Source organism: Bacillus sp. SIMBA_005, from assembly GCF_046535585.1.
In the GTDB taxonomy this organism is placed as follows: domain Bacteria; phylum Bacillota; class Bacilli; order Bacillales; family Bacillaceae; genus Bacillus; species Bacillus pumilus.
Window position 1 is genome coordinate 1 of the sequence record NZ_JAWRWI010000001.1, and the last position, 22,488, is coordinate 22,488.

The 22,488-nt window shown below is 41.9% G+C and carries 25 protein-coding genes; 15 read left to right on the top strand and 10 right to left on the bottom strand.

What is annotated here, in order from left to right:
* Together SB660_RS00005 and SB660_RS00010 are read right to left on the bottom strand one after the other, a co-directional pair.
* A partial coding sequence (locus SB660_RS00005) for a transposase (protein WP_410580804.1) occupies window positions 1-413 on the bottom strand: 413 nt, incomplete at its 3' end.
* A gap of 99 nt (window positions 414-512) precedes the next feature.
* Entirely contained in the window at window positions 513-1,985 is a 1,473-nt protein-coding gene (locus SB660_RS00010; RefSeq protein ID WP_410580806.1) for an NAD(P)/FAD-dependent oxidoreductase, read from the bottom strand.
* A gap of 226 nt (window positions 1,986-2,211) precedes the next feature.
* On the opposite strand from SB660_RS00010, the gene SB660_RS00015 reads away from it, so the two are divergent.
* Window positions 2,212-3,036 (top strand): methyl-accepting chemotaxis protein, encoded by an 825-nt coding sequence (locus SB660_RS00015; protein ID WP_410580808.1) that lies wholly within the window; start codon window positions 2,212-2,214, stop codon window positions 3,034-3,036.
* Between the two features lie 36 nt (window positions 3,037-3,072).
* On the opposite strand, the gene SB660_RS00020 is transcribed toward SB660_RS00015, so the two are convergent.
* Window positions 3,073-3,444: a DUF5412 domain-containing protein gene (locus SB660_RS00020; RefSeq protein WP_058014230.1), complete on the bottom strand. Its 372-nt coding sequence runs from the start codon at window positions 3,442-3,444 to the stop codon at window positions 3,073-3,075.
* A gap of 244 nt (window positions 3,445-3,688) precedes the next feature.
* Here SB660_RS00020 and SB660_RS00025 point away from each other — a divergent pair, with 244 nt between their 5' ends.
* The gene (locus SB660_RS00025; RefSeq protein ID WP_180309139.1) at window positions 3,689-4,312 is read left to right on the top strand and encodes a poly-gamma-glutamate hydrolase family protein; all 624 of its coding nucleotides are present in this window, start codon (window positions 3,689-3,691) and stop codon (window positions 4,310-4,312) included.
* A 16-nt stretch (window positions 4,313-4,328) separates the two neighbouring features.
* Here SB660_RS00025 and SB660_RS00030 read toward each other — a convergent pair whose 3' ends face one another.
* Window positions 4,329-4,877, bottom strand: coding sequence for an ImmA/IrrE family metallo-endopeptidase (locus tag SB660_RS00030; protein ID WP_058014228.1), 549 nt, complete (start codon window positions 4,875-4,877; stop codon window positions 4,329-4,331).
* A gap of 312 nt (window positions 4,878-5,189) precedes the next feature.
* Here SB660_RS00030 and SB660_RS00035 point away from each other — a divergent pair, with 312 nt between their 5' ends.
* Window positions 5,190-6,089, top strand: a complete 900-nt coding sequence (locus SB660_RS00035) for an N-acetylmuramoyl-L-alanine amidase (protein ID WP_410580811.1) — start codon at window positions 5,190-5,192, stop codon at window positions 6,087-6,089.
* On the opposite strand, the gene SB660_RS00040 is transcribed toward SB660_RS00035, so the two are convergent.
* The 6 genes from SB660_RS00040 to SB660_RS00065 all read right to left on the bottom strand — a co-directional run bounded on the left by SB660_RS00040 (window position 6,078) and on the right by SB660_RS00065 (window position 9,659).
* On the bottom strand, window positions 6,078-6,209 hold the full coding sequence (locus SB660_RS00040; protein WP_260850301.1) for a hypothetical protein: 132 nt from the start codon (window positions 6,207-6,209) through the stop codon (window positions 6,078-6,080). The genes SB660_RS00035 and SB660_RS00040 overlap by 12 nt on opposite strands.
* Before the next feature lie 100 nt (window positions 6,210-6,309).
* Entirely contained in the window at window positions 6,310-6,486 is a 177-nt protein-coding gene (locus SB660_RS00045) for a type II toxin-antitoxin system SpoIISB family antitoxin (RefSeq protein ID WP_080984789.1), read from the bottom strand.
* The gene (locus SB660_RS00050) at window positions 6,455-7,225 is read right to left on the bottom strand and encodes a type II toxin-antitoxin system SpoIISA family toxin (protein WP_003211137.1); all 771 of its coding nucleotides are present in this window, start codon (window positions 7,223-7,225) and stop codon (window positions 6,455-6,457) included. Before SB660_RS00050 ends, SB660_RS00045 begins: the two co-directional genes overlap by 32 nt.
* A gap of 137 nt (window positions 7,226-7,362) precedes the next feature.
* On the bottom strand, window positions 7,363-8,361 hold the full coding sequence (locus tag SB660_RS00055; RefSeq protein ID WP_058014225.1) for an inorganic phosphate transporter: 999 nt from the start codon (window positions 8,359-8,361) through the stop codon (window positions 7,363-7,365).
* Window positions 8,362-8,376: 15 nt separating this feature from the next.
* Window positions 8,377-8,994, bottom strand: coding sequence for a DUF47 domain-containing protein (locus tag SB660_RS00060; protein WP_003212390.1), 618 nt, complete (start codon window positions 8,992-8,994; stop codon window positions 8,377-8,379).
* Between the two features lie 206 nt (window positions 8,995-9,200).
* Window positions 9,201-9,659, bottom strand: coding sequence for an ASCH domain-containing protein (locus SB660_RS00065; protein ID WP_058014224.1), 459 nt, complete (start codon window positions 9,657-9,659; stop codon window positions 9,201-9,203).
* Between the two features lie 227 nt (window positions 9,660-9,886).
* Between SB660_RS00065 and ggt the strand changes: the two genes are divergently transcribed.
* The 12 genes from ggt to SB660_RS00125 all read left to right on the top strand — a co-directional run bounded on the left by ggt (window position 9,887) and on the right by SB660_RS00125 (window position 22,426).
* Entirely contained in the window at window positions 9,887-11,638 is a 1,752-nt protein-coding gene (gene ggt, locus SB660_RS00070; protein ID WP_058014223.1) for a gamma-glutamyltransferase, read from the top strand.
* A gap of 653 nt (window positions 11,639-12,291) precedes the next feature.
* Window positions 12,292-12,759 (top strand): PTS sugar transporter subunit IIA, encoded by a 468-nt coding sequence (locus SB660_RS00075; protein WP_410580815.1) that lies wholly within the window; start codon window positions 12,292-12,294, stop codon window positions 12,757-12,759.
* A gap of 53 nt (window positions 12,760-12,812) precedes the next feature.
* The gene (locus SB660_RS00080) at window positions 12,813-14,186 is read left to right on the top strand and encodes a PTS galactitol transporter subunit IIC (protein ID WP_058014221.1); all 1,374 of its coding nucleotides are present in this window, start codon (window positions 12,813-12,815) and stop codon (window positions 14,184-14,186) included.
* Window positions 14,187-14,205: 19 nt separating this feature from the next.
* Window positions 14,206-14,484, top strand: a complete 279-nt coding sequence (locus SB660_RS00085; RefSeq protein WP_003212259.1) for a PTS sugar transporter subunit IIB — start codon at window positions 14,206-14,208, stop codon at window positions 14,482-14,484.
* 61 nt (window positions 14,485-14,545) lie between these two features.
* The gene (locus tag SB660_RS00090) at window positions 14,546-14,992 is read left to right on the top strand and encodes a hypothetical protein (RefSeq protein WP_410580818.1); all 447 of its coding nucleotides are present in this window, start codon (window positions 14,546-14,548) and stop codon (window positions 14,990-14,992) included.
* Window positions 14,989-16,020: an alcohol dehydrogenase catalytic domain-containing protein gene (locus SB660_RS00095; protein ID WP_410580820.1), complete on the top strand. Its 1,032-nt coding sequence runs from the start codon at window positions 14,989-14,991 to the stop codon at window positions 16,018-16,020. The genes SB660_RS00090 and SB660_RS00095 overlap by 4 nt, the downstream gene beginning before the upstream one ends.
* Window positions 16,021-16,202: 182 nt before the next feature.
* Complete coding sequence (locus tag SB660_RS00100) at window positions 16,203-17,186, top strand: thiamine pyrophosphate-dependent dehydrogenase E1 component subunit alpha (RefSeq protein WP_144462260.1); 984 nt, start codon at window positions 16,203-16,205, stop codon at window positions 17,184-17,186.
* Window positions 17,187-17,217: 31 nt separating this feature from the next.
* Window positions 17,218-18,198, top strand: coding sequence for an alpha-ketoacid dehydrogenase subunit beta (locus tag SB660_RS00105; protein WP_180310809.1), 981 nt, complete (start codon window positions 17,218-17,220; stop codon window positions 18,196-18,198).
* Window positions 18,199-18,215: 17 nt separating this feature from the next.
* On the top strand, window positions 18,216-19,541 hold the full coding sequence (locus tag SB660_RS00110; RefSeq protein ID WP_410580822.1) for a dihydrolipoamide acetyltransferase family protein: 1,326 nt from the start codon (window positions 18,216-18,218) through the stop codon (window positions 19,539-19,541).
* Window positions 19,542-19,553: 12 nt separating this feature from the next.
* Window positions 19,554-20,936 carry a dihydrolipoyl dehydrogenase gene (lpdA, locus tag SB660_RS00115; protein ID WP_144462256.1) on the top strand — a complete coding sequence of 461 codons (1,383 nt, stop codon included), beginning with the start codon at window positions 19,554-19,556 and terminating at the stop codon, window positions 20,934-20,936.
* 25 nt (window positions 20,937-20,961) lie between these two features.
* Window positions 20,962-21,663, top strand: a complete 702-nt coding sequence (locus SB660_RS00120) for an SDR family NAD(P)-dependent oxidoreductase (protein ID WP_235567019.1) — start codon at window positions 20,962-20,964, stop codon at window positions 21,661-21,663.
* The gene (locus SB660_RS00125; protein WP_410581209.1) at window positions 21,641-22,426 is read left to right on the top strand and encodes an SDR family NAD(P)-dependent oxidoreductase; all 786 of its coding nucleotides are present in this window, start codon (window positions 21,641-21,643) and stop codon (window positions 22,424-22,426) included. Before SB660_RS00120 ends, SB660_RS00125 begins: the two co-directional genes overlap by 23 nt.
* Window positions 22,427-22,488 lie beyond the last annotated feature (62 nt).

Consider the following 22,488-nt stretch of genomic DNA (forward strand, 5'->3'; position numbering starts at 1 on the left):
AACCCTTTTTTCATCGCTTCTCTTAAGATTCGATAAAAAATTTGTTCAAATAAATCTGTATCGTGGAAGCGTCTCACGTAGTTTTTACCGAAGGTAGAAAAGTGCGGGATTTTCTCCGAAAACCCATATCCAATAAACCAACGATAAGCCACGTTAGTTTCAATTTCTTTAATGGTTTGACGCATAGAGCGAATACCAAATAGATATTGGATTAAGACCATCTTAATGAGGACAACAGGATCAACACTTGGTCTACCATTGTCGGAACTATAATGATCTTTGACAAGATCATAAATGAAGTCAAAATCGATTGCTTGATCTATTTTCCGTACAAGATGATCTTGAGGCACTAATTCATCTAAAGCCACTACTTCTAATTGGTTTCGTCTTTCTTCTTCACGTTTGGATAACATGTTCATCCCCCACAGACTTGTGTTATTACCCTTATTATACAAAAAAGCTTGTAGACTTTGTCTACAAGCTGAAAGCCCCATTAAGGGGCTTTTTTTGTTTCAATTGAATGACAGTAGTTGCCGTAAACGAAAGTCAGGAACCGCTTCATGGAAAAAAGCCCGATTGCGTTCATCGTCCTCTTGATTCCACTGACTCCACCATTCAGCCGTTTCGCCAGAAGTGTCGGCTTGAATCATGTCATGCAGCTGTTCTAAGTTGATGATGTCTCTTGGTTCTGTTAAGAAAGAATGCATTTGGTGATACGCCTCAAGACGTTCAGGCTGTTTTGTTACTATGGCGTATTGTACGTAGCGATTTAAAAATCCTTGTACGAACGTCAAATGGGGAATGGTTGTTTCTCCTTTTAATTCAACGCCTTCCCACGCCATATCAGCAATCGCACAAAGCCACCAGCCAAGTTTATTGGCATGCTGCATTTGTTGTAATGTGTCCTTTTCAAAAGATAGCTGCTTATTTTTTTGTGCTTGTTTGAGCATACGCTCAAGAACTTGTGCTTCGAGTGCGGCCTTTGTCATTCCTTGCCCGTGAATAGGATCTAATGTACACAAGGCATCGCCCATCACCAATAATCCACTTGGCCATTCGTGCATTTGTTCATAGTGATGTCTCACGCAAGAAGGAACTCTAAACCCTTTTGGTTTTGTATAGGGCGTTAAATGAGTGATGGCATCTGCTATTGCTGGATGCGCGAGTGCAGCCGTTTCTGAATCAAATTGATCAGCATCCGTTGTTGGATAATGTGATCCGCCAGCTGCAGATAGAAGAACAGCTACTAAATCATGATCTACGCGTTCAAACAGTCCTGTTGGAATTTGCCTGTCTGGCTGACCCACGACGACCATTGATTGCTGGTATGGCGCTTCTGGTGGTATTTTGTAATATCTAGTGCTGTAACCGAGTGACACACTTAATTCATCTGTCTGTGGTAAGGTCAGTCCAGCATCTCTCAGCCATTTTGGCAATTTAGACATTCTTCCAGACGTATCAATTACTAAATCTGCTTTCATTTCACGAATGCTACCTGGTTTTTCATGCCGATCTTTCACGACCAGTCCGATGACTTGATTCGTTCCCTCTTTCAACTGAAGTGAGAGGGCTTCATGTTTTTCTAAACATTGCACCCGTCCCTCATTTAACATTCTTTGCATCAGCACCCACTCTAGCATGGCACGTCTTGTAACGGCTGTTTCTTCTGTATCAGTAAGCGTTAATTCACCATCTTTTGTGATAAATCGAGAGGTTTGTTGCCATGTATTAAATCCGCCCATTGTCAATAACTCTTTTGTATAGTCAGGGAATAAACGTTCCACGATTTGCTTGCCTAGTGGCAGCATTCTATGTGGATGAAAAGCTTGAGGAGTGCCGAGACGATTCTTAGGAGAGTCTGGCATTTCGTCCTTTTCGATAATAAAAACTTGATGATAAAACGTTGATAAAACTTTTGCAGCGAGTATTCCCGTCATACCGCCGCCAATGACGATCGCCCGCTCATATGTCATAGGTTGTCTCACAACATGCGCCTCCAATGAATATATATATATAAATGATTACATGACCATTTCATCATATGTTGATACTTAAATTATAGCAAATTTACGTTTTGTTGAATATAGAGAGGGAATTTCCCTCTTTTTACTCATACATATGAGAAATAACTTTCATCATCATCATTATTTTTAAAAAATAACTATTATTTTAAGAAAAGCGACCGATAAATAATATAAGGGGGTAGAGAAATTGGATATACTACAGAGTATAGTGACAGCAGCACCTTATATGATGCAGATTTTAAAAAATGAAGTGACGATGGGTGTCATTGACCGAGAGAAATTTTTGCTGTATTTGCCATCGAAAGATGTTGATTTTCAAATTCGAACTGGTGAACGTATTAAACCAGATGATCTGAATATGAAAAAAGCGCTGAGAGGTGAGACATCGAGTATGTTTGTGCCTGAATCAGTATATGGAGTACCTTTAAATGCAATGGGATTGCCCATTTTTGATGAAAACGGGCAAGTGATTGGTGCCCTCGCTTTAGGATTTCCACTCAAAAATCAAATAGAGCTTGAAGCGTATATGGATTCATTGAATGACATTATTCAAAGTATTCAAGAAAAGGTGCACGTGGTGGCGGCGCATTCAGAGGAGCTTTCTGCTACAAGTGAGGAGATGACCTTACAAACGCAGCAAACTCTTGAAAGCTCAAAACAAACAGCCGATATTACAAAAATGATTAAAGGCATCTCGAAACAAACGAGTTTGCTAGGATTGAATGCGTCAATTGAAGCGGCGAGGGCAGGAAAAGATGGAGCAGGTTTTAGTGTTGTAGCAAGTGAGGTTCAAAAGCTTTCAAGTGAAACTTCACGTGCAACAGAAAACATCGAAAGCTCATTACAAGGAATTTCCTCCAATATACATACATTACTTGAAAGTATGGACCATATGAAAGGTTCTTCATCAGAACAGGCTTCACTTGTGACGGAATTTAGCGAAATTGTTGATCGATTGACAACGGTTAGTACAGATATGAAGAAATTTATGCAAACCGTCATGGCAACGTAAAAAACGAATCCAAGAGGATTCGTTTTTTGTATGTCGTTATTTTCTCTTGTTCTGATCAAAGCGATAATCGTAGGTGTCGCCTTTCACCACATTTAAAAACTCATGTCCAATTTGAACAAGCTGTCCGTTTTTCCATTTGATGAGAGGGTCCTTATCAGGGTATTTCCAGTAAATCGTTTTCTTGCGGTGGGTCAGTTTGTTTTCAATTTCTGCTCTGACTGCGTTTTCCTTTAGCTTTCCTCCGCTATGCTGATAGGTGTTGATGATATACATTCCGTCAGGTGATGACATCGAGCGGATGAATGTTCCGTGAGACACGCCTTGAAGAGAGAAGCATTTCCAATAAATAATGCCAGCGAAGCTAAGGAGTAAGATGATAAGAGTGAGGGTGGTTTTCTTTTTTAACATGAATTCCTCCAGATGTAGATCACAATATTTCTAATTTATGAGAGAGAATACAAAAAGATTCATATAGTCCAAAAGTTCTATTCGTTTCAATTATCGGTCATTTTTTCTCAAAATTCAACAGAATGCCGTAAATGTAAGGAAAATTTAAGGAAGAATTCAAGTGGTATATTTGATTCGAAACCTCTTTACAAAAGAATGAGGGATCAGTAGACTTATGCTCATATAAAGAAATGGAGCAGATGACATGATGCAAATTATCGATACGTATCAAAATTATGAAGAGCTCTCCGCTCATGAAAGAAAAGGGATTGATTATCAAATTCTTCACGAGCGGAAAGGTGACCAGCTGCTAGTTTTATCTCCTCATGCTGGAGGAATTGAATCAGGCGTGAGTGAGCTTGTTCATGAAATTTCTAGTGACTATTCTATGTATTTATTTGAAGGCCTTAAAGTAAAAGGCAATCATGTGCTTCATATTACAAGTACACGCTTTGATGAGCCGCTTTGCCTTTCAGAGGTGCATACCCATCATTATACGTTTGCACTTCATGGCTACGGAGAAACAGAGGTGCTTCAAACGTTAGTGGGAGGTACAGACAGAGAAAGAGCGGCAGAAACTGTGAAGCGTTTAACGCTAAATGGCTTTCACGCATTGCTGCTAGCCGAATCTGATCGTTTTTCTGGAACGCATCCTGATAATATCAATAACAAATGTCTGACAGGAAAAAGTGTACAACTTGAAATTAGTCAGGCGCAAAGAAGAGCATTCTTTCAAGACTTTAGGCGTCAATACCGGCGAGATACACAAACTGAACAATTTTATCGGTACACAAATGTACTCAAACAAGTATTAGCTCTTTATGAATAAACTTTTATGCGATAATTTACGTTTGATAAACAGCTTCTTTTTCAGCGACTCTTTCTGCTTTCATTAAATAAGACGTAAACTCCTGCTGAAAGCGAATACCTGCTTTTCGCTGTTCGAATAAGGCAAGCCGCTTTTCAGCAAAAGTCCAAGTGACATGAAACGTTTGAGCAATATGAAAAATGGCTTGCTGCCGAAGGGGTGGAAGCTTCATTTTCATCAGCATAAAGGTTGGAACACAAAAGTGATACATGAATTGTTTTGCCTGAAACTCTTGCAATTCTCGAAAGAGTTTGTTCATTTTGAAATGATTGCCTGTATGCTTTAGCACATGACAAAGCTCGTGGGCAAAATCCTGCCACTGTTCTTCAGGCGATAGGGATCTGTTTAAGATAATACTGTAAAGACCTTGATGCTGGATCATCATGCTGCCAGTCTCCTCGTAATGGACCCATACGCGAAATTCAGAAGCGATCCTTTGCATCTCTCTATAAGCAGGACCGCTTATTTGTAATTGAGCATATAAACGCTTAATATCTTCTTCTAAATGGGTTAAAAAACCAGTCATTTGAAAACCTCCATGCAAACGTATGTTCTATTTTTGACGTAAAAGAAAAGTCCATATAGGACTAAATAGCTAAATGAGCTATTACTTACTTTTATTATCGGTTTATTTTTAACAATTTTAACATAAAATCAAGGAAAAATGGAATTAATTCCTGTTTTTTTTTCTGTATTTTTGCACGTTTCACGACTAAAAAGAGTGAATTGAATTCAAATTTTACCATAGTCTTCTCATGAAAACAAACAAGTATTGTCTTACGAATGCCACCGATTGATGAGAAAGATCAATTCAATCTAGCAAAAGGGAGTGCAGTACATGGTACAAATTTATCAAGATTTTATTCCAGTTGGAAACGGAAACCGCCCAGGGTATGCGATGACACCGGAGTATGTAACGGTGCATAACACAGCAAACACGTCAAAGGGAGCAGATGCGAAAAGTCATGCGGCCTATGTAAAAAGCCCAACGACAGAGGTGAGCTGGCACTTTACAGTGGATGATCATGAAATCTTTCAGCATCTGCCGTTAAATGAAAATGGCTGGCATGCAGGGGATGGTCATGGGAATGGTAACCGGAAGTCGATCGGAATTGAAATTTGTGAGAATGTAGATGGGAATTTTCAGCAAGCGGTCAAACATGCACAATGGCTCATTCAAAAGCTGCTAAAAGAACATCACATTCCGCTAGCAAATGTGGTCACACATCAGTACTGGTCAGGAAAAGCATGTCCACGCCAGCTTCTATCTACTTGGAATGAATTTAAAAAAGGGATTGAAACAGCAGAAGATCCTGAGACGGTCATCACATATGTCGTGAAAAGCGGGGATACGTTAACGAGTATTGCGAAAGCTCATGGGGTCACAGTTCAAGATTTACAGAAGTGGAATGACATTAGTGATCCGAATAAGATTCAAATTGGACAAGTTCTCAAAATTTATCGTAACGATGCAAAGAGCTTGTATGAGCTGCCAGATGGGGTTTTAAAGGTGACTTCTCCATTGACAAAGGGAGAGCACGTACGCCTCGTCCAGCAGGCGCTTGCTGCTGTTTATTTTTATCCTGATAAAGCATCTGCAAATAAAGGAATAGACGGAGTTTACGGAGAAAAAACGGCGAACGCCGTAGCGCGTTTTCAGCTGGTAAATGGTCTGACAAGTGATGGGGTATACGGACCTAAAACGAAGGAAAAGCTTCTGAAGCTGTTAAATCAGTGAGTGTTTCTGTTTGGATGATTGGATGACTGCTTCACTTTGCTCATTTAATCGACGCATATAAGGCGACGACTTAAATTCAGCAAACTGAACATATCTCAATTGTTTGATTTTCTTTTTCATTTATTGGCACCTCAATCGTTGCAGCGTATAGATTATTGTATGCAAGTCTATGTAAAAATGGAAGCAGGACGCGGATTTTGTTCCGCGTCCTTTAGTGTAATCAAGCCCTTTTATTTTTATACTCATCCAAGAGCTGTTCATTCTTTTTGAAAATACGTTCTGTATGGGGGCTTACCTTGTAATCCGCCATACTGATATGTTGCTTTTTCTTTAAAATCTTAAAAGGGTTTTTCTTGCGATTGTTGTTATCCCCTTGAAGTGCGTGGTCCATCTTCATCACCTTCCTCTTCGTCAGGCAAGATTAGGTCATAAATTGTTGTTAGTGACGTCATTAATAAATAGTCGAACTCAGTGACAATGTCATCAGAGGTGAGCTTAATGACGAAGTGATCATCTGCTACAGAAAACGGGATGAGCACCAATTTGCCGAAATCATCGTAATAGACTTCCTGCCTGTCAAGCTTCGCCTGAATAAGAGCTCGCTGGTCAAGTGTCCGGAGCAGGTCATCTTTTTGTTCCTGCGTATCGTAAGGACAAAGAACCGCTTGAATATTCATCTTGTCGGCAAAAGAATAAATGAGCCGTTCAATTCCCTCTATATATGCCTCTACACTTCCATAATATACATGAATCGGTTCGTTTTTCAATAGGTATTGGTACGTTTTTAGTTTATTGAGGTAAGAATGAAGTAGATCGTTATTTTGTTCTAGGAGTTGGTGGGTGTCGGTTTCTAGTTCGTGATTTCCGAGTTTTTTAATATAGGAGCTGAGAAAGATGAATGCATCGGTTAATGCGAAAAATACGGCAATAATTAAGTAGTGCATCCAATCGGTGAAGATTGAAGAAGGGTCATTTGTCCAGTACACAACAGCACCAGCTACATAAATCCAATACCACGTTTTACGAATGGCAAACATCTTTTCTTTTACTTTTTGTTCAAAACGCCATACGGCAAATACATATACAGCAAGGGCACCCAGCAATAACCACACGGTCAATTGAAAAAATAATAGCATGATTTTCTCTCCCATAGACAGATGGATACTTACTTTATTTCTATGGATATGATTGGAAAACCTGCTTCATGAAAAAATGGCTTGTAGGAAAAGGGTGCAGACAAATAAAAAAAGACCTGTCAGACAGGTCTTTGATATTAGATAATCGCATTTAACACAAAGTATATAAGAGCCCCGAGAGTTCCTGAAATCGGTAATGTAATTACCCAAGTGACAAGCATACGTTTTGCCGTACCCCAGTTTACCCCTTTTACTCTGTGTGCAGAACCTACACCTAGAATAGAAGATGAGATCACGTGAGTGGTACTAACAGGTAAGTGAATAAATGTCGCACCGAAGATAATAGCTGCACCCGTTAAATCGGCAGATACTCCGTTTACTGGACGAATTTTCATAATTTTACCGCCGACTGTTTTAATAATCTTCCAGCCGCCAATAGACGTACCTAGTCCCATTGCAAGCGCACAAGAGAATTGTACCCAGAAAGGAATATCGTCTGTTGTATGCAAATTCCCTGCAATTAAAGCCATCGTAATAATTCCCATCGCTTTTTGCGCATCGTTTGTTCCGTGGGTATACGATTGTAGTGCTGCAGTTAAAATTTGAACACGACGGAATTGTTTATTTGTTTTTGCGAGATTGTGGTTTCTAAATATAAATTTGACAATGGTGTACACGATATATCCTAATACGAAAGCTAGGATAGGTGAAAGCAACAGTGCTTGAATGATTTTAATGAACCCCGAATAGTTTAAAGCGCCAAAACCAGCAGAGGCAATAACAGCTCCTGCAATTGATCCGATCAGTGCATGCGAAGAACTACTCGGAATCCCGTAATACCAAGTAAGCAAGTTCCAAGTAATGGCCGCAATTAAAGCAGCCAAAATGACGACAGAACCGTTTTGAAGTGTAAAAGGATCTGCGATGTCTTTTGTAATGGACTTTGCCACACCTGTAAATGTCATTGCTCCTAAGAAGTTCATAAACGCTGCCATAATAATAGCATGTCTAGGCTTTAACGCCTTTGTTGAAACCGAAGTGGCAATGGCATTTGCTGTATCGTGGAATCCGTTGATGAAATCAAAAGCAAGTGCACAAATGACAATAAATATGGTAAGGATGAGTAATGTGTCCATGTTTAACTAACCCCGTTACGCATTCTTCATTATGATTGTTTCTAGATTGTTGGCAACACTTTGACAGGAATCAGCAATTTCTTCAAGTGTTTCGTAAATTTCTTTGTATTGAATTACCTTGATTGGATCCGTTTCTTTTCCAAACAAGTTCTTGAGTGATTTACGATAAAGATTGTCACAATTGTGCTCGATCTCTTTGATTTTGATTGCGTGTGGTTGAATATCTTTTAAGCGATTTTCAGCCAGTAAATCGATTGTAATTAAAATTTCCTTCGCACATTCTCTGATGTAGTGGCTGAATTTGTCGATATGTTCGTCAGAGCTTGTCATTGAATAAATTTCCATTGTCGCTGAAAAATGCTCAATTCCATCTAAAACATCGTCGAGGCTATTCGTCAATTGAAGAATGTCTTCACGTTCAATCGGTGTAATAAAGGCTTTGTTCAGCTCTTTAATCATAGTATGAACATGATTATCACCTTTTGTCTCATATTCCTTCAATGTGTCAGAAAATTCTTTCAGAGTGGTTTGATTTGTTACTTTATAGCTAACAAAATACTCAGCAGTTTCATCTAAATTTTTAGCAATTTCCGTTAACAAGACGGAAAACTTGTCTTTTTTCCTTTTTAACATGTAAAAACCCTCCATTGTATAAATGAGACAATGCACACATCAAATAATTATATATTCTTTTGTCGAAAAAAAACAGGTGTAGTCGAAAATTTCTTCACTTTTTCTATTTGATCTTATTCTGACCTAAAGATGTGTTCTCATCACACCTTTTTCAGAAAGGAGAAAAGAAATGAAAAAAGCGGTCCTTTTTTGGCGCCGCTTAAAGCTTAAGAAGCTGAATAAACAAGTTTAAATCGCTCGCAAACGAGGAGCATGTCTTCTTTAAATTCTAATCCGTACGGTTTGAGTGATTCTGTGAAAAATGCTTCATGGGCTCTGTACCAATAGTGATAAGAAAGATCGCCTTCACCTTCTGCTTGGGCAAATGATTCTGGAACTTCATTCATTGGCATGACATCTACATGCGTGATCTCTATGATGGCTTTTGGTTCGTCATGGCTGTCCAAAATAACCGCATATTGTCCTGCCTTTGGAAGCGGCTCCTGTTCCTTTTCGTAAAAAAGATGTCCAGAACATGTCGCTGTTTTTTTCCCTTGCAGAACAAGGTCAAGTAAATGATCTGGGTCTGCTCCAAATGCCCAAGCGGAAACAGATGCGTCAATTGGTGCGCTTTCTGATTTTTCTTTCCAATATGTTTCCCAAAATAAAGTGCTTTTTTGATTCATCATTCTTCCCCCTTTGCGATGCGTTTATTATACCGCGAAATCAAAAACATGAAAGGATAGTGTCTTTATCCCTACTTAGTACGTGTGTCATATGTTTTGAAAATCCACTTTACATTTGATGAATATAGGATGATAGAATGAAAATTATAGAAATTTTAGAATAATCTATTGTATTCTGGTCAAGAAGTCGGTATGGTCAAAGTAAGAATATGGAAGGGGTGTTGTGTATGAAACGCATTTCTCTAACTATTTTGTCCATATGTCTGTTGGTTTTCTCGTTTTTTCTGCCTGTCGGTCAGGTCACTGCAAACGAAACTCATGGGAATAAAGTAGCTGTTGGGAAAGATGGCATGGTGGCTACTGCCCATCCACTCGCATCAGAAGTGGGTGCAGATGTATTAAAGAAAGGTGGAAACGCTGTTGACGCTGCTGTTGCCATCCAGTACGCACTGAATGTGACAGAGCCAATGATGTCTGGAATTGGTGGCGGAGGATTTATGATGGTTTATGATGGGAAGACAAAAGAAACATCCATCATCAATAGTCGAGAAAGAGCACCACAAGGCGCAACACCTGACATGTTTTTAACAGATGAGGGGAAAGCCATCCCGTTTGCTGAGCGATCCACACATGGTAATGCTGTTGGTGTTCCAGGGACTGTGAAAGGTCTTGAGGCGGCATTAGATAAGTGGGGAACCCGCTCGATGAAGGAATTGATTAAGCCTTCCATCCAGCTTGCAGAGGATGGATTTGAAATCGATTCTGTCTTGGCAAAAGCCATTGATGATCATCAAGGAAAATTGAAAAAAACGGCTGCAGCGCCCATCTTTCTTCCAAATGATCAGCCGCTCAAAGAAGGAGACCTCCTAGTTCAGCCAGGCCTTGCAAAAACATTTAAGCTCATTGCGAAAAAAGGAAGCAAAGCATTTTATGAAGGAAAAGTAGCGAAGGCACTTGCAAATACAGTCCAAGATTTTGGCGGGACAATGACAACTGATGACATTGGTCGTTATGAGGTCGAGACTGACAAGCCTATCTGGGGAGACTATAAAGGATACCAGCTTGCAAGTATGCCTCCACCAAGCTCAGGCGGGGTGTTTATGCTGCAAATGCTCAAAATACTTGACCACTTTAACCTATCTCAATATGACCCCAAATCATTCGAAAAATATCAACTACTTGCTGAAACGATGCATCTCTCCTATGCTGACCGTGCTGCATATGCCGGTGACCCCGAGTTCGTAGATGTTCCACTAAAAGGACTATTAGACGATGATTACATTTCAGAAAGAGCCTCTCTTATTCAATTAGACAAAAAGAATCTTAACCCGAAAGAAGGAGATCCGTGGGCGTATGAGGATGAAAAAAATCCATCTCCTATTGTACCGCAGCCTGAAGATAAAACCATTGGTGAGACCACACATTTTACTGTTGCTGATCAGTGGGGAAATGTTGTGTCGTTCACGACAACCATTGAACAGTTATTTGGTACAGGGATTCTCGTCCCGGAATATGGTTTCTTCTTAAACAATGAACTAACAGATTTTGATGCAATACCAGGCGGAGCAAATGAAGTTCAGCCGAATAAACGACCGTTGTCCAGTATGACACCGACCATCATTTTTAAAGATAATGAGCCTGTCATGACAGTAGGTTCACCGGGAGGAACAACCATCATTGCTTCTGTTTCACAAACTATTTTGAATTTGCTTGAATATGAGATGGAGCTTCAGGATGCAGTTGAAGAACCAAGAATTTATACAAACAGTCCAACTTCTTATCGTTATGAAGTAGGTGTCCCTCTCGATGTGAGAACAAAGCTTAATGATATGGGGCATCGTTTCGGCAATTCGCCTATTGATATAGGAAATGTTCAAGCGCTACTCATTGATCGAAAAGCAGGAACCTTTACTGGAGTGGCTGATTCCTCGAGAAACGGAACTGCCGTTGGCGTCGATTTAAAGCTCTCTGCCCAATAAGAACATTTCCCGGGAAAAGAAGCGCCTCTTGAGGATGGCGTTTCTTTTTTATTTATATAAAAGAAACACAGCGGATCAGGGAATCGAAGACGCTTTGGCCATTTGAAGTACAGACTGTAATGTATTTCAATGGCTAAGGGTCTTTTTGTGTATGAATGACAAAGTTGTTGCTCACATCAAAGAGCAAGTACTGAGTGATTAGAAGAAGTCACATTTAATAAGAAGAAGAGCAGAGTTGATGAAAGATGCAGAAAAGACTGCATCTCAGCGTGTAGACAAACCCTCGCATTCGGTGTCAGTCCTGCGCGTCGGTACTCACGGATGTCAAATTCGCTCCGTTCCTGTGCTCGTCCTTCCCTAGACTGCAAAGGTTTTCTATCACGCTGAAAAGAAGACAAAGGGCTAAAATAAAAATCATTTTAGCCCTTTGTCAACAATCTGAGAGGCAGAAAAAACTGCATCTTTTTTTATAAAATTTTTCCTAGGAACATTGACTTATAATTTAGAATATTATAATATCTTTACAAAGGTAACAACATTGAACATTTTTCTATATGTGTATTTGTAAGCGCTTTATAAAAGGTTCTATTCTAAAATGTTCTTTCTTTTTGTTACATGTGTTCACGTTTATACCAAATGAAAGGGGTGGTTGTTTGAACAACTTGTTTGAGTTAGATGAACAACTGATCAAGCTGCAGTACGATGCATCTTCGAGAGAGGAGGTGACCACATATTTAGCAGAGCAATTAGAAGCAGGAGGATATATTAAGTCGAGCTTTTTAGCAGCGGTGCTTGAAAGAGAAAAAACATATCCTACAGGCCTTCCACTTGCGACCTTTGGGGTAGCAATTCCACATACAGATCCTGAGCATGTGAACAAACCGGCGATTAGTGTAGCCACTCTAAAGGAACCTGTTATGTTTCACAAGATGGGGAGCCCTGATGAAACTGTGCTGGCCAAAATTGTGTTCGTCCTAGCAATCTCTGAACCTAGTAAGCAGCTTGTGATGTTAGAGAAGCTCATGACACTTTTTAGAAAAGAAGAGGTGATGACGAAGCTGTCTGACATGACGTCGTATGAAGAAGCGGTTGCTTTGCTTCAGAAAGAATTAAACCAATAGCCTTTGACAAAATAATGTAAGCGCTTTATTCGAAAAATCCAGGAGGTGGATGTATGATCAAGCAAGCTGTCGATTTTATATTAGACCTTGGACCAACTATTATGCTCCCGATTATTATGACGCTTTTCGGTATGATTTTAAGGCAAGGCTTTAAGAAATCCTTCCGAGCCGGTATTACGATCGGAATTGGGTTTGTCGGTGTCAACCTTGTCATTAATTTGCTTGTGAGCGGCCTTGGGCCAGCAGCAAAAGCCATGGTTACTTCCCTTGGGCTAAAGCTCGATATTTTGGATGTTGGATGGCCGATTGGAGCTGCTATATCCTTTGGAACACCCGTTGCCCCTTTGATGATTCCTCTTGTGCTTTTGTTAAATGTCATCTTATTGTCCGTTAATTTTACGAAAACACTGAATGTGGATATTTGGAACTTCTGGCATTTGATTTTCGCAGCCTCTGTGACTTACTACGCTTATCATAATATGTTCTTGGCACTTGCTGTTGGTTTGATCGTCTCTGCTATCACACTTAAATTAGCCGATTGGACGGCACCGACAATCGAACACCACTTTGGATTGAAAGGCGTATCGATGGCTCATGCTGAAACGGTCAACTTCGCGCCGCTTATGTATGCGTCTAACCGCATCATTGACAAGATCCCTGGTTTAAACAAAATTCATGCTGATCCAGAAACATTGAAGAAACGTTTTGGCATTTTTGGCGAACCACTTGTGATGGGTCTCATACTTGGTATCATTATTGGTCTTTTAGGCGGATATGATGCGAAGGGCGTCATGACGCTTGGTATTCAAATGGCAGCAGTTCTTGTGCTAATGCCAAGAATGGTTGCGTTATTAATGGAAGGTCTTATTCCAATCTCTGAGGGCGCTCGTTCTTATATTCAAAAGCGCTTCCCTGGAAAAAATGTCTATATTGGTTTAGATACAGCGATTGTAATTGGTCATCCTGCAAATATGGCGGTAGCTCTTCTTATGGTGCCGATTACGATTCTACTTGCGGTCGTTCTGCCTTACAATGGCATGCTGCCGTTTGCTGACTTATCAGTTCTGCCGTTTACAGTTGTATGGGCAGTAGCAGCCGCTCGTGGAAATATTATTCGCGGTCTTATTAACAGTATTTTTACATTAATGATTGTCTTCTTTATCGCAACAAATCTCGCACCGCTTGCGACAACAATGGGGAAAGCAGTCGGATTTGACTTCCCAGAAGGAGCCAATATGATTTCAGGTATTGACCTTGGTTCCCACGTCATTCCTTGGATCATGGTGAGACTTCTTGATCCGAGCAACCCATACTTTATTGCAGCCATCATCTGTGCTTTGGCTTATGCGCTTCTATGGTACTGGGTGCGAAATGATATTAGAAAGCAGTATGCGAAAGAAATGGGCTTAGATCAGAAAGATCAATAAACGAGCTGGAGGGATTCTTATGGCAAAGAAAATATTGGTTTCATGCGGAACAGCGGTTGCAACATCAACGGTTGTTGCTAAAAAGGTCGAAGAGACGTTAAAGGAAAAAGGATACGATGTTGTGGTGGAACAGTGCAAGGCATCTGAAGTCCCGCAAAAAGCGGAGGGCGCCGATTTAATCGTAACGACAACACCAGTGAGTGATACGAAAGGAACGCCTGTGATTCAAACATTATCCTTTTTAACCGGATTTGGCATTGAAGATGATATTGAAAAAATCATCGATCATATTAAGTAAACAATCATTCCATGGAGGAGCTTTCCCGGCTCCTTCTATGTATCTGAAAGGAGGACGTCTCATGCAGCATCATGCTTATAGCCGAACGTCTGCAGTGTTGTCTATTTTTCTTCCAGCCGTACTCATCTGTCTGTTTTTCCTTTGGTCTCTTTATACGTTAATGTCAGCAGGGCCTGAACCGTTAGCTGTGTTAGGCGTTTATACGCTGCCTATCCTCATGCTTTCTAGTATCACTGGACTGAACCAGCCGACAAACGTCATCATTAGTGAAGATAAACTCAAAATCGGAGCGTTTGGCAGATGGCACACATATGTGGTCTCTGATATTAAAGGAAAGCTTTTTATTAAGCCATACCCTCATATCGGAAAAGTCTATGTCAGGGTGGGCCCATCTCGTATATTCGGAGGACGTTACTGGATATCCAGTGAGATGAGTGAGTACAAGCAGCTTGTGCAAACGTTGCAGGATTTTGCGAAAGGTGATGAAAAGGAGGATGCAGCTACATGAAATCAGCTGTCTTTTATTCTTCAGAGGACATTCGGTATGAGAAGCGGAACCGGCCTGCGATAAGTGAGGATGAAGTTCTATTAAGGATGCGTGCCTGCGGCTTATGCGGCACAGATATTTACAAAGCAACACATGAGACGGTACCTCCAGGAACGGTACTAGGGCACGAAATCGCTGGTGATATTGTTGAAACCGGAAAGCATGTGACAAATATAAAAACGGGAGACAGGGTTTATGTTGCGCACCATGTGCCTTGCTTTACCTGTGACTTTTGTCAAAGGGGATTTTATACAATGTGTCCGCAGTTTGCAGCCACTAATGTAGAGCCAGGCGGGTTTTCAGAGTATATCCGCGTACCTGCATTACATGTCAAGCACACAATGGGCAAGCTCCCAAATGACGTCTCATATGAGCAAGGGGCGATGGTGGAGCCAGTCGCCTGCTGCCTGCACGGTTTTGAACGAGCACCTGTTCATCCAGGAGATTCTGTACTGATCCTTGGAGCGGGGCAAATTGGCTGCATTCAACTACAGCTTGCCAAACATTACTTGGCTGGGAAAGTGATGATAACGGATGTGAATGAGAACCGGCTGCTGCAAGCGAGAAATTTAGGGGCTGACGTCGCTTTTCATCCAGCCTCTGAGCCGGTGGAAGACCGGGTCATGAGGGAAACAAATGGAAAGGGAGCAGACCTCGTCATTATTTCTGTTGGGAGTAGTGCGCTTTTAAAAGAAGCGTTTCAAGCAGTAGCGAGAGGCGGAACGATTTTAGTATTTGCTCATTTTCCAAAGGGAGACGTCTCCATTCCGGCTGATCGGTTTTTCCATGATGAAGTGAAAGTAGTAGGAGTCTATTCCTCGCATCCTTATCACTACCTCGAAGCCCTTGAACTTCTAAGAGCAAAAGTGGTCAACACAGAAAAGATGGTGACGCATCGTTATCCGTTAAGTCAGCTCCTTCAGGCGATAGAATGCGCAAGGCACCCTGAAGGTGAGAGTGTCAAAATCATGATGTATCCAGATAAATGAGAACGTAAGGGATTGGGAGAGAAAGAGAAGTTCTTTAGAAAAGGGCTTTGCCTTTCTCTTTTTTTCTGATAAAAGATGAAAACGCTTAAAAATGAAATAGAAATGCTTGACTTCAATGATACTTAAACGTATGATAATTACAAATGTAACACACAAGAACAAATGTAAAGGGGAGAGAATAAATGCAAAAACAAATCACTTTGCCTGAACAGATTAGTCATGAGAGATTAGCAGATTTATATAAACAAATGTGGTTAGTGAGATATTTTGATGAAAAGGTCGATCAATTCTTTGCGAAAGGACTTATCCATGGAACCACTCATTTATGTGTCGGACAGGAAGCGTCAGCTGTTGGATCAATTGCCGTATTAAAGGACGAAGATAAGATCGTCAGTACGCACCGTGGACATGGTCACTGTATTGCAAAAGGTGCAGAGGTCAATAAGATGATGGCGGAACTATTCGGGCGTGAGACTGGTTATTGCAAAGGAAAAGGCGGCTCGATGCATATCGCTGATTTAGAAAAAGGGAACCTTGGCGCAAATGGAATCGTTGGCGGCGGTATCCCGCTGGCAACAGGTGCAGCGCTCACATCTAAAATGAAACAGGAAGGCTTTGTCGTTCTTTGTTTCTTCGGAGATGGAGCGACAAATGAAGGAAGCTTTCACGAAGCACTAAATCTTGCATCCATTTGGGATTTGCCTGTTGTATTCATTTGTGAAAACAACCAGTACGGTATGTCTGGCCCTGTAAAAGAAATGATTAACATTGAAGACATTTCAACAAGAGCAGAAAGCTACGGAATCCCAGGGAAATCAATTGATGGAAATGACATGGTTGAGATTATGAACACAGTAGATGAAGCGGTCAGCCGTGCAAGAGCTGGAGAAGGTCCATCACTTGTTGAAATGAAAACGTATCGCTGGAAGGGTCACTCTAAGAGTGATGCGAAAAAATACCGTACACGTGAAGAAGAAACAGAGTGGAGACAAAAAGACGGGATCAAGCGCTTTAAATCTCTCTTGATTGAACTAAATGTTTTGACAGAAGAGCAGGCAGCGGTTTTACAGGAAGAAGCGAAGCAAGAAATTGAAGCGTCTGTAGAATTCGCTAAAAACAGTAAAGAACCGTCAATCGATACACTATTAGAGGATGTATACGCCTAATTAGGAGGGGAATCACGTGACAAAAACAACAGTGAGAGAGATTTCATATTTAGAAGCCGTTCGAGAGGCTATGAGTCAGGAAATGAGAGAGAACCAAGATGTATTCATTTTAGGTGAGGATATTGGCGTATATGGCGGTGCTTTTGGGGTCACGCGCGGCATGATTGAAGAGTTCGGTCCAGAGCGCGTACGCAATACACCAATCTCTGAGGCTGCCATCGCAGGAGGTGCAGTCGGAGCGGCTTTGACAGGTATGCGTCCGATTTTAGAGCTTCAATTCTCTGACTTTATTACAATCGCAATGGATCAGCTTGTAAACCAAGCAGCTAAAACACGATACATGTTTGGCGGAAAAGGAAAAGTACCACTCGTTGTGAGAACACCAGCAGGATCAGGAACAGGTGCCGCAGCGCAGCATTCACAAAGCTTAGAAGCGTGGATGGCTCATATTCCGGGATTAAAGGTGGTTCAGCCTTCAACAGCTTATGATGCCAAAGGACTTTTAAAAGCAGCAATGGATGATGACAACCCTGTCATTTTCTACGAGCACAAGCTTTTATATAAAACAATCGGCGAAGTGCCTGAAGAGCCTTATTCGATTCCTTTAGGGAAAGCTGATGTGAAAAGAAGCGGGAAGGACGTCACAATTGTAGCAACAGCGATTATGGTACACAAAGCATTAGAAGCGGCGAAGGAACTAGAAGCAGAGGGAATCGATGTTGAAATCATTGACCCAAGAACGCTCGTTCCATTAGATGAAGAAACCATTATCGAATCTGTGAAGAAAACGGGTAAATGTATCGTGGTTCATGAGGCGGTCAAACGAGGCGGCTACGGCGGAGAGATTGCAAGTATGATAGCGGAAAGTGAAGCGTTTGACTACTTAGATGCGCCGATTAAACGACTTGGCGGCCTTGCAGTTCCAATACCATACAACCCGGCTTTGGAAAAAGCGGTCATTCCACAAGTGCCAGATATTATTGAAGCAGCAAAAGAGCTTGCACGCTCTTAAATAAAGGGGGGAAGATCATGCCAAAAGAGATATTTATGCCGAAGCTAAGCAGTACGATGGAGATCGGAACCTTGCTTCAATGGTTTAAAGAAGAAGGAGATTCGGTTGAAATCGGTGAGCCTCTTTTTGAAATTATGACAGACAAGATCAACATCGAGGTGGAAGCCTATGATGACGGCATTTTTCTAAAAAAATACTACGAAGCTGATGATCAAATTCCAGTCAATGCTGTTATTGGATATATTGGAGAGGCAAATGAACAGGTGCCAAGCGAGCCGCCAGCACAGGCAGATGAGGATTCCTCAGAAAGCAGCGAACCATCTTCACCAGACTCGTCTTCATCCAGTTCTACTGAAGCTCCAAAAACATCTGATGAAAAAGTACGTGCCACGCCCGCAGCGAGAAAAACGGCAAAGGATCATCATGTGGTGATTCAAGAGGTATCTGGCACAGGACCAAAAGGCAGAGTCCAAAAGCGGGACGTCGAGGCAGTCGTTCATTCTAGTAAGAAAGACCGACGCGTCTCACCACTTGCAGAAAAAGTCGCTGCTCGTGAAGGAATCGATTTAGCAGCAGTTTCTGGATCTGGCGCTCACGGCAAGATCATGAAGAGTGACGTACAAGCAGCAGCAACGCAAACAGCAGAGGCTTCGCCTGTGAAAACACAAAAATTAGCTGGCATGAGAAAAGTGATTGCTGATCGCATGTCACAAAGTGCCTTTACAGCACCGCACGTCACATTAACAAGTGAAATTGATATGACGAAAGCAAAAGAAGTGCGTCAGCAGCTACTCCCGGCGATTGAAAAAGAGACAGGCTACCGGTTGTCGTTCACAGAAATCATCATTCATGCGGTCAGCCATGTACTCACGCGCCACCCGCAGATCAATATGACATTTGAACAAAATGAGCTCCATTTCCATGAGGATGTACACATTGGTCTTGCTGTTGCAGTGAAAGACGGCTTGATGGTACCAGTCATTTCTCATGCGAATCAAAAAGGATTAAAACAACTAACAAAAGAAGCGAAAGAAATTGGCCGAAACGCACGCGATCAAAAGCTGCTTCCGGACCAGCTGAAAGGGTCCACTTTTACGATTAGTAACTTAGGCATGTATGCCATTGATACTTTTACCCCGATCATTAATCAGCCGGAAGTGGCGATTTTAGGAGTAGGACGGATTCAAGATAAGCCTGTTGCAGTGGATGGAGAAATTCAGGTGCGGCCAATGATGGGTGTCAGTTTATCGTTTGATCACCGAGTGGTAGATGGCGCACCAGCAGCTGCCTTTTTAACAGACCTTAAAAAAGTGCTTGAACAACCATTTGAATTGCTAATGTAGGAGATGAATCGGATGACGAAAACGTATGATCTGACAGTCATTGGCGGAGGGCCTGGCGGGTATACTGCCGCCCTTCAAGCGGCTGAGCGCGGACGGAAGGTTGCTTTGATTGAGGAGGATTTTCTAGGCGGTACTTGTTTAAATCGAGGCTGTATCCCTTCAAAGACCCTGCTGAAACATGCAGAAGTCATTGAATCAATCGAGAAGGCGAAAAGCTGGGGAATCGAAACAGGTGACATGATCCTTTCCTTCGATAAAATGAGAAAGCGCAAAGATGACGTCATTGAAAAGCTCAGAGGCGGAATCGCCTTTTTATTAAAGCAAGGAAAGATTGATGTATATAACGGCAGAGGCACAGCGGTGACCAAGCATCGGATTGAAATAGAAAAACAAGATGGATCAGAATCGATTGAAACGAAAGAGTTAATCATTGCTACTGGATCTTCACCGGCCATTCCGCCAATACCGGGGCTTAAGGATATTTCATTTGATACAAGTGATACAATCTTTGACATCCCAGATATTCCTGCTTCTGTCGTCATTATTGGCGGAGGTGTCATTGGTCTTGAACTTGCTTGTATCTTCCAAAGTCTTCAATCAAAAGTCACCATTATTGAAGCGGCACCGTCCATTATCCCACAAGAGGATGAAGAAGCATCTAAGCTGCTAGAAAGAGAACTCAAGAAAAAGGGCATCCATATTGCGAAGAAGACCACTGTGACAGAGTTGACGGAAAGCGAAGGAGTCAAAGCGGTTCATGCAACAGATGATAAAGGGGAGACACACATCTTTACAGCGGAAAGACTGCTTGTCTGCGTTGGAAGAAAACCGAATGTATCAGCTGTTAGCCAGCTTGATCTTCAGCTCGATGGTCCGTTTATCAAGGTGAATGATCAGATGCAGACAAGTGCTGATGGTGTATACGCAGTTGGGGATGTCGCCGGCGGCTATCAGCTGGCTCATGCGGCGATGGCAGAGGCTGCTGTTGCGGTCAGCAATATTTGCGGAGTGCCTGAAAAAATGAATGCAGATATTATGCCTAGATGTATTTATACATTACCAGAGGTGGCAAGTGTCGGTCTAACGGAGAAAGAGGCAAAAGCCAAAGGGCTCAGCGTACAAACAGAACGATTTGATTTAGCGGCAAGTGGTAAAGCGTTAGCGGCAGGTGTTCAAACAGGCTTTATTAAATTGGTGTACGATACAGCATATGGTGAAGTGATCGGCGCAACGATGGTTGGTCCGCATGTCACAGAGATGATTTCAGAAGCTTCTTCCTTTATGTATTTAGAAGGAACAGCAGAAGAGATGGCGAAAATGATTCATCCGCATCCGACCATCTCAGAAGGTTTTTATGAAGCAGCTCTTGAGATCGTGAGTAAGCTGAGAAAATAAATGCCAAACAAGGGATAGGGAGGAGATGCATGTGCACGTCCAGCTTCATCAGAAAGCGGCACTTGTGACAGGTAGCACAGATGGGTTTGGAGAAGCCATCTGCCTGGCTTTAGCCCGGGCAGGTGCACATGTTTTTTTACACACATTTCATGATGAATCAAAGGCTAGAACCATTTGTGAAGACATTCAAAAAATGGGTGGTCAGGCGAGTATCATCATGAACCCGCTGGAGACGCCGCGTGATGCTACGCGTATGCTGAGGCAAGTGATCGATACGTGCGGGAAACTGGATATTTTGGTCAATCAAGCAGCGCAAGGAACGGAAGCGGAGCTTGATGCCACTCACCCTAATGAGTGGATGGACGAAGTGGAAACAGCTGTGAATACTGTCTTTCTTTCCAGTCAAGCTGCCGTATGGCACATGGTTGACCAGAAGAAAGGCTGTATTATTAATATATCGTCATCAGGCAGTATCACAGGTGATGGCGGGATTTCACATGCGACATCGAATTCCATGCTGAATGCCATGACAAAAGGGCTGGCGCGAGAATTTAAAGACAAAGGCATTCGGGTGCTCGCCTTATTACCGCCGCCTCTCCATTTGATTCCTAACACAGAGCAAATCAAGGAGACTGTGGCCCATATGACGGTCTTTTTAAGTACATCATATGGCGCATTTACAGATGGTGCAGCGATTATGCTTGATGGGGGCGAGAGTGCTGGCTAATGATCAAAAACCAGTTCTCATCGTTGGCGGTGCCCAAGGGATAGGAAAGGAAATTGCCGAGCGTTTTTTAAAAGAAGGACACAGAGTGGCTGTGTCTGATATAGATGAACAAGGACTTTCACTTTTAAAAAAACAGCACTCTGAGCTGCTGACATTTCAAGCTGACGTTTCATCGTGGGAAAGTGTTCAGCAGATGATCTCAGCAGCTGAAAGGGAGCTAGGCGGCATTGCTCATCTTGTGTATTCAGCAGGGATGACAAAATCACTTCCTTTTTTAGAAGTCGATTTTTCACTTTGGAAAAAGACACTGGCTGTGAACTTGTATGGTCTTTATTATTGCATCAAAGCGTCAGCACCTTATATATGTGAGCGGCAAGAAGGAAGCATTGTCATGATTGGATCAGGATCTGCTATAACTGGCTCAGGCGGCGGAATTCAGTATTACGCCTCAAAAGCAGGTGCTTTTGGTCTGATGCGTTCGCTCGTAAAGGAATTGGGGGCACACCATGTGCGTATCAATGTGATTGCCCCCCGCGTAATTGAATCTCAAATGCTTGATACGCTCTATCCTACTGAGGTGGAGAAAAGGCAGCTGCAATCGCTCATTCCTGTCGGAAGATTAGGAAGACCAGACGATATTGCAGGACTCACTTTATTTCTTACAAGTGACGAGGGAAGCTATTTGCACGGACAAATTATCCTGTTAGACGGCGGGAGAACGTATCAGCCAAAATATATGGAGAGAAAAAGAGCGGAGAGGTAATCGCTCTTTTTGTCATTTTCGTAACAATTGTTCCAATTAGAAACGAATGTTTGGTATACTGG

What these genes read in the sequence shown, in the direction of transcription:
- SB660_RS00090 (WP_410580818.1), top strand. Translation starts at nt 14,546, where the DNA reads ATGCAGCATCATGCTTATAGCCGAACGTCTGCAGTGTTGTCTATTTTT.
- SB660_RS00095 (WP_410580820.1), top strand. Translation starts at nt 14,989, where the DNA reads ATGAAATCAGCTGTCTTTTATTCTTCAGAGGACATTCGGTATGAGAAG.
- SB660_RS00055 (WP_058014225.1), bottom strand. Translation starts at nt 8,361, where the DNA reads ATGGACACATTACTCATCCTTACCATATTTATTGTCATTTGTGCACTT.
- SB660_RS00020 (WP_058014230.1), bottom strand. Translation starts at nt 3,444, where the DNA reads ATGTTAAAAAAGAAAACCACCCTCACTCTTATCATCTTACTCCTTAGC.
- SB660_RS00045 (WP_080984789.1), bottom strand. Translation starts at nt 6,486, where the DNA reads ATGAAGATGGACCACGCACTTCAAGGGGATAACAACAATCGCAAGAAA.
- lpdA (WP_144462256.1), top strand. Translation starts at nt 19,554, where the DNA reads ATGACGAAAACGTATGATCTGACAGTCATTGGCGGAGGGCCTGGCGGG.
- SB660_RS00100 (WP_144462260.1), top strand. Translation starts at nt 16,203, where the DNA reads ATGCAAAAACAAATCACTTTGCCTGAACAGATTAGTCATGAGAGATTA.
- SB660_RS00085 (WP_003212259.1), top strand. Translation starts at nt 14,206, where the DNA reads ATGGCAAAGAAAATATTGGTTTCATGCGGAACAGCGGTTGCAACATCA.
- SB660_RS00080 (WP_058014221.1), top strand. Translation starts at nt 12,813, where the DNA reads ATGATCAAGCAAGCTGTCGATTTTATATTAGACCTTGGACCAACTATT.
- ggt (WP_058014223.1), top strand. Translation starts at nt 9,887, where the DNA reads ATGAAACGCATTTCTCTAACTATTTTGTCCATATGTCTGTTGGTTTTC.
- SB660_RS00110 (WP_410580822.1), top strand. Translation starts at nt 18,216, where the DNA reads ATGCCAAAAGAGATATTTATGCCGAAGCTAAGCAGTACGATGGAGATC.
- SB660_RS00120 (WP_235567019.1), top strand. Translation starts at nt 20,962, where the DNA reads ATGCATGTGCACGTCCAGCTTCATCAGAAAGCGGCACTTGTGACAGGT.
- SB660_RS00050 (WP_003211137.1), bottom strand. Translation starts at nt 7,225, where the DNA reads ATGCTATTATTTTTTCAATTGACCGTGTGGTTATTGCTGGGTGCCCTT.
- SB660_RS00065 (WP_058014224.1), bottom strand. Translation starts at nt 9,659, where the DNA reads ATGAATCAAAAAAGCACTTTATTTTGGGAAACATATTGGAAAGAAAAA.
- SB660_RS00035 (WP_410580811.1), top strand. Translation starts at nt 5,190, where the DNA reads ATGGTACAAATTTATCAAGATTTTATTCCAGTTGGAAACGGAAACCGC.
- SB660_RS00125 (WP_410581209.1), top strand. Translation starts at nt 21,641, where the DNA reads ATGGGGGCGAGAGTGCTGGCTAATGATCAAAAACCAGTTCTCATCGTT.
- SB660_RS00040 (WP_260850301.1), bottom strand. Translation starts at nt 6,209, where the DNA reads ATGAAAAAGAAAATCAAACAATTGAGATATGTTCAGTTTGCTGAATTT.
- SB660_RS00030 (WP_058014228.1), bottom strand. Translation starts at nt 4,877, where the DNA reads ATGACTGGTTTTTTAACCCATTTAGAAGAAGATATTAAGCGTTTATAT.
- SB660_RS00025 (WP_180309139.1), top strand. Translation starts at nt 3,689, where the DNA reads ATGATGCAAATTATCGATACGTATCAAAATTATGAAGAGCTCTCCGCT.
- SB660_RS00060 (WP_003212390.1), bottom strand. Translation starts at nt 8,994, where the DNA reads ATGTTAAAAAGGAAAAAAGACAAGTTTTCCGTCTTGTTAACGGAAATT.